8 protein-coding genes are annotated in these 11,006 nt (G+C 74.0%); 2 read left to right on the top strand and 6 right to left on the bottom strand.

The features are described 5' to 3' along the window. Positions 1–50 precede the first annotated feature (50 nt). On the bottom strand, positions 51–782 hold the full coding sequence (locus tag K6I34_RS21385) for a DJ-1/PfpI family protein (RefSeq protein ID WP_229327938.1): 732 nt from the start codon (positions 780–782) through the stop codon (positions 51–53). A gap of 239 nt (positions 783–1,021) precedes the next feature. On the opposite strand from K6I34_RS21385, the gene rox reads away from it, so the two are divergent. Continuing rightward, positions 1,022–2,488, top strand: a complete 1,467-nt coding sequence (gene rox, locus K6I34_RS21380; RefSeq protein ID WP_229327937.1) for a rifampin monooxygenase — start codon at positions 1,022–1,024, stop codon at positions 2,486–2,488. Between the two features lie 27 nt (positions 2,489–2,515). Here the strand turns inward: rox and K6I34_RS21375 are convergent, their stop codons facing one another. Continuing rightward, on the bottom strand, positions 2,516–3,421 hold the full coding sequence (locus tag K6I34_RS21375; protein ID WP_229327936.1) for a LysR family transcriptional regulator: 906 nt from the start codon (positions 3,419–3,421) through the stop codon (positions 2,516–2,518). Positions 3,422–3,522: 101 nt separating this feature from the next. On the opposite strand from K6I34_RS21375, the gene K6I34_RS21370 reads away from it, so the two are divergent. Continuing rightward, the gene (locus tag K6I34_RS21370) at positions 3,523–4,743 is read left to right on the top strand and encodes an MFS transporter (protein WP_229327935.1); all 1,221 of its coding nucleotides are present in this window, start codon (positions 3,523–3,525) and stop codon (positions 4,741–4,743) included. Positions 4,744–4,767: 24 nt separating this feature from the next. On the opposite strand, the gene K6I34_RS21365 is transcribed toward K6I34_RS21370, so the two are convergent. The 4 genes from K6I34_RS21365 to K6I34_RS21350 all read right to left on the bottom strand — a co-directional run. Continuing rightward, positions 4,768–5,904: an ABC transporter substrate-binding protein gene (locus tag K6I34_RS21365; protein WP_229327934.1), complete on the bottom strand. Its 1,137-nt coding sequence runs from the start codon at positions 5,902–5,904 to the stop codon at positions 4,768–4,770. Between the two features lie 115 nt (positions 5,905–6,019). After that, positions 6,020–7,810 (bottom strand): ABC transporter ATP-binding protein, encoded by a 1,791-nt coding sequence (locus K6I34_RS21360; protein ID WP_229327933.1) that lies wholly within the window; start codon positions 7,808–7,810, stop codon positions 6,020–6,022. Further along, a complete protein-coding gene (locus K6I34_RS21355) occupies positions 7,807–9,489 on the bottom strand; it encodes an ABC transporter ATP-binding protein (RefSeq protein WP_229327932.1) in 1,683 nt (560 codons plus the stop codon). Before K6I34_RS21355 ends, K6I34_RS21360 begins: the two co-directional genes overlap by 4 nt. A gap of 308 nt (positions 9,490–9,797) precedes the next feature. Next, a partial coding sequence (locus K6I34_RS21350) for a lanthionine synthetase C family protein (protein WP_229327931.1) occupies positions 9,798–11,006 on the bottom strand: 1,209 nt, incomplete at its 5' end.

The following is an 11,006-nucleotide window of genomic DNA, read 5'->3' as shown; positions in this document are numbered from 1 at the left end:
TCCCCCCCCACGGCGTACCGGCCCTCTCCCCCCGCTCCTCTGTCCCTCGGCTATCCCTCGACCAGCTTCAGCGCCAGCCGCCGCGTCGCCTCGTCGGCCTTCTCGGGGCTGCCGGAGTCGAACGGGGGGTGGGGGTCGTACTCGATGGCGAGCTGCATCGCCCGGGCGGTGGCCTCGTCGGAGAGGCGGGCGGCCAGATGCAGCCCCATGTCCAGACCGGCGGAGACGCCCGCGGCCGTGATGATCTTCCCGGTCTCGACGAACCGCCCGGGGGCCGGGACGGCTCCGAGCTTCTCCAGGTACGGCCGCGAGGCCCAGTACGTCGCGGCCGGGAGGCCCTTGAGGAGCCCGGCGGAAGCGAGGAGGAGCGAGCCTGTGCACACCGACGTGGTCCAGGTCGTGTGCTGGTGAAGGCGGCGTATCCAGTCCAGGAGGGCCGCGTCGTCCATGGCGGCGATGATGCCGCGGTTGCCACCGCCGGGGACGACGAGGACATCGGCGCGACGGACGTCGGACAGGGACCGCTCGGCGGCGAGGGCGAGCTGACCGGTGTCGGTGCGGACGGGGCCCGTCCGGCGGGCGACGGTGAAGACGCGGACACCGGGCAGACGGCACAGGGTCTCGTAGGGCCCGACCGCGTCCAGCGCGGTGAAGCCGTCGTACAGCAGGACGGCCACCTGAATGCCCTTCTCCGAGGCCTGCGCGGGTGCGGTGGTCGCGAAACCCATGCCCAGGGCTCCGGCTGCGGCGGCGCCCAGTACGGCGCGGCGAGTGGTTACCATGCGTCAACTCCCTCTCGTGAAATGCGACTTCAAGGGAGTCGTACGGAGAGGTGGATCAGTTCCCGCCGGATGCCCCGGTGAGAGAACTCCGCGCCGAGCGGCGAAAACAAAGAAGGCAAGGAGTCCGACCACTCCTCGCCACTCTTAACTTATAGCGCACCGGGGGCCTTGCGGCAAGGCCCCGGTCATGCCGCACAATCACTGACCGAAGAGCCAGTACCTGCGGAAATAGGGTTTTCATGAGTGACGTGATCATTGCCGGTGGCGGTCCGACCGGTCTGATGCTGGCCTGCGAACTGCGGCTGCACGGCCTGCGCGTGGTCGTGCTGGAGAAGCTGGCCGAGCGGGTCGAGGAGTCCCGCGGACAGGGCCTGCACGCGCGCAGCGTCGAGATGATGGCCCAGCGCGGCCTGCTGGACCGGTTCCTCGCGGTCAGTGAGAAGTTCCAGGTCGGCGGTCTCTTCGGCGGCATCGCCAAGCCGTGGCCGGACCGGCTGGACACGGCTCACCCGTACGGCCTCGCCACCCCGCAGCCGGTCACCGAGCGGCTGCTCGAAGAGCGTGCCCTCGAACTCGGGGCCGAGATCCGGCGCGGCTGCGAAGTGGCCGGGCTGAGCCAGGACGAGGACGGGGTGACCGTCGAGCTGGCGAATGGGGGCACCCCCGCCAGTGGGGGCGTGGCCGGCGGGGGACGGACGCGGCTGCGCTCGCGTTACCTCGTGGGCTGTGACGGTGGCCGCAGTACGGTGCGCAAGCTGCTCGGCGTCGGCTTCCCCGGCGAGCCCGCCAAGGTCGAGACGCTGCTGGGCCATATGGAGCTGGCCGAGGACCCGTCGGCGGTCGAAGCCGTCGTCGCGGAGGTCCGCAGGACCCAACAGCGGTTCGGCGTCATCCCCCTCGGGGACGGGGCGTACCGTCTCATCGTGCCCGCCGACGGCGTGTCCGAGGACCGTACGGCCGCGCCGACCCTGGAGGAGTTCAAGCAGCGGCTGCGGGCCGTCGCGGGCACCGACTTCGGGGCGCACTCGCCGCGCTGGCTCTCCCGGTTCGGCGACGCGACCCGGCAGGCCGAGCGCTACCGGGTCGGCCGGGTGCTGCTGGCCGGTGACGCGGCCCACATCCACCCGCCGACCGGCGGACAGGGCCTCAACCTCGGCATCCAGGACGCGTTCAACCTCGGCTGGAAACTGGCCGCCGAGCTGAACGGCTGGGCGCCGGAGGGCCTGCTGGACAGCTACCACGCCGAACGGCACCCGGTGGCCGCCGCCGTACTGGACAACACCCGCGCCCAGATCACGCTGCTGGGCTCCGATCCGGGCGCGACCGCGCTGCGGGAACTGTTCTCGAAGCTGATGGACTTCGAGGACGTGAACCGGTACGTGACCGGGATGATCACCGCGGTCGGGGTCCGCTACGACCTCGGCGAGGGCCATGAGCTCCTCGGCCGCCGCATGCGCGACATGCAGCTGAAGCAGGGTCGCCTCTACGGTCTGACGCACAGCGGCCGCGGCCTCCTGCTCGACCGGACCGGCAGCCTCTCGGTGGCGGGCTGGGCGGACCGTGTCGACCACGTCGTCGACCCCTGCGAGGAACTGGACGCACCCGCTGTCCTGCTGCGCCCGGACGGCCACGTGGCGTGGGCCGGTGAGGACCAGCAGGATCTGCTCGCCCACCTGCCGAAGTGGTTCGGCGCGGCCACCGCCTGAGCACGCGGCTGCGCTGCGGCACGTTCTTCAGGTGTGGCGCTCGCGGTCCTCCGACAGGGCCCGGGCCAGGGCTCGGAAGATCTTGACCTCGGGGTTGGTGTCGTCGGCGCGGACGGCCAGGTAGCTGCTCTCCCAGGGGGCGTCGAGCACCGGTACGAAGACGGCGCCCGGCCAGGAGTAGTAGCGCGCGAAGGACTCCAGGCCGCTGCCCGCCGCGTGGCCGGTGACCACCGCGGTGAGCACCTCGTGCGGGGTGAGCGCGGTGTGCCTGCTGCGGCGCGGGGCGTCGGCGCCGAAGTAGAGGTAGTCGGTGAAGACACGGGGCGTGTGGCCCGGCAGGCGGAAGTACGGCAGGTCGGCGACGTCCGCCAGGTGGGCTCCGGTGTCGCGGGCGTCGGCGAGCGGGAAGGTCTCCGGGACGGCGACGATGCGCCGTTCGGTGGTCAGGACCTCGCAGACGACGCGCTCGTCGTCGGGGGCGGGACGGATGAACGCCACGTCGACGCGGTCCCCGAGCAGGGCGCTGACGTGCTCGGTGTAGTCGAGCTGCCGCGTCTCGACCGGGACTTCCGGGCGGGCGCGGCGGTAGGCGTTGATGGCGGCCGGGGTCAGCTCGGCCGAGCCGTGGCCCATGATGCCGACGCGCAGCGGGCGCGGTACGGGGCGGTTCGCCGGGGCGTCCGCGGCCTCCGCCACGTCGTCGAGCACGGCGTTCGCGGCGGCGAGCAGGGCTCGCGCGTGGACGGCCAGCCGTTCCCCGGCGGGGGTGAGGGAGACCGGCGTGCGGTGGAGCAGCCGGGTGCCCAGGTCGGTCTCCAGGCGGCGGATGTGCCCGGTGACCGCGGGCGGGGACAGGAAGAGCCGCGCGGCGGCCCGGCCGAAGTGGCCCTCCTCGGCCACGGCCAGGAAGGAGGCGAGCAACCGGAGGTCCATACCGGCCAGCCTACGTGGGCCGGGCACCAGCCCCGAACGGGCATTCACGATTCGTGAACGCCGCTGGTCCGCGCCGCCCGCCGGTCCGTACAACTGCCGCCATGAGCACAAGCACCACTTCGCGCACCGCACCGGCGGCACCCGGCCGGTCCGTGTCCCGGCGGCCCGGGCTGCGGGCGGCCTGGATGATGACGGCCTCGGGCTGGAGCGCCAATCAGTTCTCGTCCCTGCTCGGTGTCTACCGCTCCGAGCTGGGGCTGACCGAGTCCGCGGCCACCGGGCTGGTCGCCGTGTACGTTCTCGGCCTGATCCCCGGACTGCTGGCGGGCGGGCCGCTGGCCGACCGGCTGGGCAGGCGCCGGGTCGCCCTGACGGCACTGGCCGTCAACCTCGTCTCGACGGTCGTCCTGATGGCGGGGACGGTGGCCACGTGGTGGCTGCTGCCCGGCCGTCTGCTGACCGGGCTCGGGGCGGGGGCCCTGCTGGCGGCGGGCAGCGCCTGGGTCAAGGAGCTGTCGGGCCCGCCGTTCGTCCCTGACGCGGCACCCGGTACCGCGGCCCGCCGGTCGGGGCTGTTCGTCTCCGCCGGCTTCGCCTCCGGCGGGCTCGTGTCGTCGCTGATCGCCCAGTGGGCTCCGCATCCGACGGTGCTCGCGTACGTGCCGCACCTGCTGCTCGCGGGCGGGGCGTGGGCCGCGGCGTACGGTGCGCCGGAGACGGCCGCCCGCCCGGTGTCCGCGCCCGGCGCGCCCTCCGCCGGATACGACCGGGCGCGCTTCCGCCGCGCCGTACTGCCGCTCGCGCCCTGGGTGTTCGCCGCGCCGACGGTCGGGTTCGTCACGCTGCCCGGTCTGGTGCACGGGGTGTCCGGCTGGCGTACGGTCTACGCGGGGATCGCCACCGCCGTCGTACCCGGCGCGGGTCTGCTGGTGCAGCCGCTGGCCCGGCGGCTGACCGCCCGTCACCGGCTCGCCACCGCGGCCGCCGGGCTCGCCGCCGTCGTGGCCGGTTTCGTCCTCGCCACCGTGGTGGTGGTGACGGGCGGGCAGCCGGTGCTCGCCCTCGGCACGGCGGCCGTCCTCGGCGCGGGCTACGGCCTCCTGCTGTCCTTCGGGCTGACGGAAGTGGCGGCGATCGCGCCGCCGGAGCGGCTCGCGCGCGTGACGGCGCTGTTCTGGACGGCGGCCTATGTGGGCATGTTCGCGCCGTACGTGGTCACGCTGCTGTCGGGGCCGTTCGGCGCGGCGTGGCTGATGGGTGCCGGTGCGGTGCTGGCCGGGATCACCTGTGCGGGAGTGGCCGTACAGGGCCGCCGCCGGTGACGGCGGCGGCCTGCCACGGACCCCTTAGCCCTGGGTGCCGTTCTGGTCGACCGGGTACAGGCCGAGCTTGCCCTCGGGGTCGGCCGGGTCCACGCCCTTGACGTCACCGACGTAGAGGCTGATGCGGGCCTTGTAGCGGTCGAGGGCGGTGCGGTCGCTCATGAACGCGCCGAGGCCGAGCGGGTTCATGTTGGCGTAGTCGAAGATGCCCTTGCGGCCGGCCGGGGTGGCGACGTCGGTGCGGGCGCTCCAGCCGTAGGACGTCTGCTGGTACTGCTTCGACAGGACCCAGCTCATGTAGAGCTTGGCGGCGGCCTTGTGCGGGGCGTCCTTGAGGATGGCGCCGGTCTGCGGCCACGCGACCCAGGGCGACTTCTCGGGGATGCTCGTCTTCGACAGGCCACTGGAGCTGCCCGAGCTGCCGAAGTTGGCCACGTAGCCGTCCTTGCCGACCTGGGCGGAGGCGTCGGCGGTGCCGCGGACGAACTTGGGGTTCTGGGCCTTGAGCTTCTTCATGTAGTCGAAGCCGTACGTGTCGGTGAGCTGCTTGAAGTAGTAGAGGACGGCGTCGTCGTCGTTGGGGTAGGTGAAGACGAGCTTGTCCTTGTATTCGGGCTTGAGGAAGTCCTTGGCCTCGACGGGGGCGTTGTCGCCGAGCGTGGTGGCGGTGACGTTCGCGAAGCCGATGAAGAACAGGCCGGTGTAGTAGCCGTCCTTGTCCTTGATCTTGTCGTAGACCTTGTCCCAGCCGACCGGCTTGTACTTCTCCAGCGCGCCTTCCTTCTTCCAGCGCGGGAAGTCGTCGAGGGTCTGGAGGTGGACGACGTCGGCTACGACCTTGTGCTCGGCTATCTGGTTGTCGAGACGCGCGTCATGGTTCTTGCTGAAGTCGACGACGGTGTCGACCTTCATCTTGGGGAACTGCTTGACGAACGCGTTCTTGAGGTAGTCGGCCTGGCCGGGCTTGTCGCCGCCCGCGTAGACGACCAGGCGGCCGCCTTCGGCCACGGCCTCCTTGTAGAGCTTCTGCAGCTGCTCGTCCTCGCTCGCGCCCGCCGAGGCGCGGTGAGCGGTGGGGGTGGCGGCGGCGACGGTGGCACCGCTCGCGGCGAGCACACCGAGAGCGACGGCTGTGGCCCAGACCTTCCGGGTGGACTTCACGACAACTCCTTCACGAGGGGGGAAACAGAGACTCTTGAAAGTTAAAGAATCTCCGCGGAGCACACCCTAGGGCGATCTTCTTGAATATTCAAGAAACCCTGGGGCGGCCGCTCCCCTACCGCCGGGCAGGCTCACCACTCGTCGTCGGTTCGTGCCAGTGGCCGGCGAGGGACGCGTAGGCGGGCACGGAGCGGACGAGGTCGTCGTGCGTTCCCGCCGTCGCACGGGCTCCGTCCAGCACCAGGACACGGTCGGCGCGCAGTGCGGAGGTCATGCGGTGGGCGATCACCAGCAGGCTGCCCGGCCGCCGGGCGAACGCGTGCTCCACCCGCTCCTCGGCGCGGGGGCCGAGGGCGCTGGTCGCCTCGTCCAGGATGATCAGGGGTGCCGGGGAGAGGTACAGGCGGAGCAGGGTGAGGAGCTGCCGGTCACCGGCGCCGAGCCCGGGGTCGTCGCCGGCCGTGCGGGCGTCGAATCCGCCGAGGCGCCTCACCAGCGCCTGTGCGCCGAGGGCCTCGGCCGCCCGGCGCAGTTCGTCGTCGCCGACGCGGTCGGGACGGAGCCAGGTGAGGTTCTCGCGCAGGGTGCCGTCGAAGACGTACGACTCCTGGGGGACGAGGCCGACGGTGCGGCGCACCGCCTCGGGGGCGATGGTGTCGAGGGGGCGGCCGCCGAGCAGGACGCGGCCGGAGCCGGGGCGGGCGAGGCCCGCGGCCAGGTCGGCCAGGGTCGATTTGCCGATGCCGCTCGGCCCGACGACGGCCAGGTGCTGCCCGTACGGGACGGTCAGGGACAGCTCGCGCAGGACGGGTTCCGAGGCCGGTCCGTACGCGAAGGTCACGTCCTGGAACTCCAGGTCCGGGCAGGGCACGGGGCTGCCGGAGGCGGGCCGCGGGGCGGCCCCGGCCGCCGTGGCCCTCGTCGTTTCCGTCGCCGCCGTGGCCTCTGTGAGGCGGCGCACCGTGACGAGCAGGGGCAGGACGACCGAGGCCGCGCTCTGGGCCAGGGTGCGCAGCAGTGGGGCGACCTGGGCGTAGAGATAGGTCGTGGCTCCGGCGAGGGTGCCCGTGGCCATGGTGCCGTCCGAGGTGAGCCATGGCGCGGCGGCCAGCATCGCGACGACGGGCAGGTGGCCGCCGACCGCGACCGCCAGGCCGCGGCCCACTCCCGCCCGGGCCAGGGCCCGGGTGAGCGCGGCCTGGCGGTCGGCGGTGGCGCTCAGCCGGGCCAGGGCCTGGTCCTGGGCACCGCACGCGGCGAGGTCGCGCAGGGCACGCACGGTGGTGCCGGTCTCGGCGGCCAGGGTTTCCCCGGCCCGTACGGCGTCGCGGTGGATCGCGGCCAGTGGTCTCAGCTGCCAGGCGAGCAGGGCCAGGGCGAGGGCGACGCAGGGCAGGGCGAGCAGGGCGACGCGGGGTGAGAGGGCGGCGAGGCCGACGGCTGCCGCGAGCAGGGACAGGGCGACGTCCCGCACGTTCAGCAGCAGGGTTCCGGTGAGGCGGCGCACGGATTCGGTCTGCCCGGTCACCCGGGCCACGGCCGCGTCCGAGCCTCCCCGGTCCAGGGTGGCGCGGACGATCCGGGTCACCCACGCGTCCCGCAGCGGCTCCACGACGTCGGCGAGGTGGCGGGTGGTGACGCGGGAGGCGACGGCTCGGAGCACGTACGCGCCGCCCAGCGCGAGCAGCCATGCGGCGGCGACGCCGGGGCGGTGGGCGAGGACCCCGTCGTCCAGCGTCGCGGCGACGCACCAGCCGCCCGCGAGCGCGGGCAGGCTGTCGACGGCGGACCACAGCAGGAGCAGGACGGCGGCCCTGCGGTGCCGGAGCAGATCGGCCATGAGGGACGTGACCGGGAGCCCGGCCGTACGGGGCTTCACCGGGAGCCCGGCCGTACGGGTCCTCATCGGGCGGCCTCCGCGCCGTGGGGAGTGAACAGGGCCCGGTACGCGGGGAGTCGGCACAGCCGGTCGTGGGTGCCGAGGGCCCGTATCCGGCCGTCGTCCAGCCAGGCGACGAGGTCGGCGCGGGCGGCGGTGGCGGCGCGGTGGGCGACGACGAGGCGGGTGCGGCCGCGCATCGACGCGTCCAGTGCCCGGGTCACCTCGGCCTCCGTGGCGGTGTCGAGGCTGGAGGTGGCGTCGTCGAGGACGACCGTGGGGCGGTCGTGGACGACGGTGCGGGCGAGTCCGAGCCGCTGGCGTTCGCCGCCCGAGAGGGCCAGCCCGTCCAGCGGGGTGGCGTATCCCTGCGGGAGGCGGTGGACGAAGCCGCCCGCACCGGCCGTCTGTGCCGCGTGTTCCACCTCCGTGTCCGTGGCCGTCGGCCGCCCGGCGACGAGTGCGTCGCGGACCGTGGTGCCGAAGAGCACCGGCCGTGCGAAGGCGTAGCCCACGGCTCCGGCCGTCACCTCGTGCCCGCCCACGGTGACGCGGCCGCTGTCCGGTGCGGCCAGCCCGCCGGCGAGTGCCGCGACGGCCTCCAGCGCGGGGCCGGCCGCTCCGACGACGGCGAGCGTGCATCCGGAGGGGACGGCGAGGTCGAGTCCGTCCAGCAGCACGTCACCGTGCTCGCCGACGGCGGTGACCTTGTCGAAGACCAGGTCACCGGCCGGGGCCGCGTGCGGTGCCGGGGGCCGCGGGGGCAGGTCGAGGACTTCGCGTACGCGCGCGGCCGAGGCGCGTACGTAGCCGAGGTAACCGGCCGTCGACACCTGGTCGGTGACCCGCAGGGCCAGGGTCGCGTACCCGGCGGCGGCCAGCAGGTCCGGGGGCGCGAGGCGGCCGTGCGCGACGTCCAGGGCCACGACGCCGATGACGGCGACCATGACGGCGGCCGCGATGAAGCCGGTGCGCCGGGACGCGGCGCCCTCGACGTGCCAGACGGCGCGGCCCGCGGTGTCCAGGGCGGGCAGCGGGGCGAGGATGCGCGCGGCCTCGGCCGCCTGGGTGCCGGTGGCCCGGATGCTGCGGATGCCCGCGAGGGCGGCCGACAGACGGCCGGTGATCGTCGCCTGCTCGCGCTGGTAGCGGGCGTGGGCGTCGCCCGACGCCGCGCCGGTGCGGCGCATCTCCCGCACCGTGAGCGGTACCGCGAGGACGAAGACCGCCGCGAGCCGCCAGTCCATGACCAGCAGGGCGATCAGCGCGCCCGCCGACGTGGCGGCCCCCACCAGGAGGGTGACGGTGGTGAAGCAGGCGTCGGCGGTGGCCTCGGCGGCCGCGACGAGGCGCCCGGCCAGGTCGCCGGCGGGGAAGCGGCGCGCGCCGCCGGGCCCGGCCGCCAGGAGCCGCCCGGCGAGTTCCTTGCGCAGGCGCGCGGTGCAGCGGGCGACGGCGTGGTTCTTGGCGAAGCCGGCGAGCACGGTGGCCGCGGCGTCCCCGGCGAGGAGGACGCCGAGGAGGACTGTCGCCCGGGTGCCGGACAGGCGGAGGGCGTCGGCGAGCGCCGCCGGGATCCACAGCGCGGTGAGCGTGCCGAGTACCGCCGCCGCCGCGAACCCCGCGTGCTCCCATGGCGCGTATCCCGCGACCCGGACCATCAGCCGTGTCGCCGGTGATGTCCTTCCTGGCCCCGGTTCCCGCATGCCGTCCTCCCTCCCGTCGCCCCCGTACATGCGGCACATGCGGCGGGGCGCGGCGCCCCGGGGGATGGAGTGCCGCGCCCGCTCAGTGGTGCAGGAGGATCAGATGGTGTGCGGGCGGCTGTTGTTGCTGCCGCACAGGCCCACCGTGGTCTCCTCCTGGGGCAGACGGTTCAGGGCGTCGAGCATCTGAGAGCTGGTCATGGCCTTCTCCTTCGGTTGGTGATTCGGTTGGTGAGGGTCCTCCGCCGGGTGGTGGAGGACGGTGGTGCTGCCCATGGCCTGTCGGCCACGGGGGTCTTGGGGCCCGGTCAGCGGGCCGGGGCGGGCGGCATCCAGGGCCGTGGCCCGCCGTGCCGGAGCCGGACGAGGAAGGACAGCGCCCCCGCCACGCCGGTGGCGTGGTCCGCGTACGGGCGCTCCCAGCAGTCGCCCGCGGTGACCGGACGGCCGTTGATCAGGCCCGCCCGGACGGCGAGCGTCCCGGCGAGTTCCCCGGCCCACGCGCGGTACCGCCGGTTGCCGAGCGCGTCGGCCAGGTCGAGCAGGAACTGCCCGTCGCCGCTGATCCCGTGGCAGGCCCCGAGAGGCGCCCTGGGCGCGGCACGGCGCACCGCCACGGCGGCTTCCTCGGCCAGTTCGCGGTAGGGGGCGTGGCCTGTCGTCCGCCACAGCCGCAGCAGGAAGGTCCCGATCCCGGACGCTCCGTGGCACCAGTGCGCGAGCCTGCGCCCGGGCCGCCCGGGCCCTTCGCTCCACCAGGCCGCGCCGTCGTCGCGGATCGCGGCGCGCAGCAGCAGGTCCCCGGTGCGGCGGGCGGCGTCCGTGTATGCCGGTTCGCCGTGGGCGGCGCCCGCCGCGAGCAGGAAGGTCCCGATCCCGGCGCAGCCGTGGGCGAACCCGTAGTAGGGGCCGGTCTGTTCCTCGCCCGCGGAGGGCCACCAGAGCCCGCCGTCCTCGGTTTCCTGCGCCTGGGCGAGTATTCCCTGCGCGCAGGCCCGGCTCCGTTCGGCGAGTTCGGGGTCTCCGCTCAGTTCGTGCAGGCGCAGCAGCGCGATTCCCGCGCCCGCCGTGCCGTGGAAGACGTCGGGCGTGGCCCAGCGCACGGGCAGCCGTCGCGCCATGGCGAGAGCCCGGCGGCCGGTGATGTCGTCCCGCACCCGCAGGGCGGTCTCGTAGGCGGCCAGACACAGGCCCGCGTGCCCCGCGTACAGCCCCGGCAGTATGCGTCGGCCGGGCCGGGCGTCGAGTCCCCTGTCGTACCACCGGGCGGCTTCGCGCAGTGCGGTGGTGAGTTGTTCGGTGCGTTCGAGGTGGTCCCAGGCCTGGACGAGGACGGCGGTGGTCCCGGCGGCTCCGAACTGGACCGTGCGCGGGTCGATGGTGCCCGCGACGGCACTCATCGGCCACAGGGCGGTGCCGTCCGGTGCCATCGTCGACAGCAGGTGGGCGAGCGAGCCTTCTACGAGGCCTTCGAGGTCTTCGAGGCGGGTGGTGCCCGGGGCGGACGCGGGCGGGGC

The sequence above is a fragment of the Streptomyces sp. UNOC14_S4 genome (genome assembly GCF_020740835.1).
GTDB lineage: Bacteria > Actinomycetota > Actinomycetes > Streptomycetales > Streptomycetaceae > Streptomyces.
Note: the sequence above shows the minus strand (reverse complement) of the source record. Positions and strands in the feature narration are given on the sequence as shown.

Coding starts and splice junctions, on each gene's coding strand:
- K6I34_RS21370 (WP_229327935.1), top strand. CDS start 3,523: ATGAGCACAAGCACCACTTCGCGCACCGCACCGGCGGCACCCGGCCGG.
- K6I34_RS21375 (WP_229327936.1), bottom strand. CDS start 3,421: ATGGACCTCCGGTTGCTCGCCTCCTTCCTGGCCGTGGCCGAGGAGGGC.
- K6I34_RS21385 (WP_229327938.1), bottom strand. CDS start 782: ATGGTAACCACTCGCCGCGCCGTACTGGGCGCCGCCGCAGCCGGAGCC.
- K6I34_RS21360 (WP_229327933.1), bottom strand. CDS start 7,810: ATGAGGACCCGTACGGCCGGGCTCCCGGTGAAGCCCCGTACGGCCGGG.
- K6I34_RS21355 (WP_229327932.1), bottom strand. CDS start 9,489: ATGCGGGAACCGGGGCCAGGAAGGACATCACCGGCGACACGGCTGATG.
- rox (WP_229327937.1), top strand. CDS start 1,022: ATGAGTGACGTGATCATTGCCGGTGGCGGTCCGACCGGTCTGATGCTG.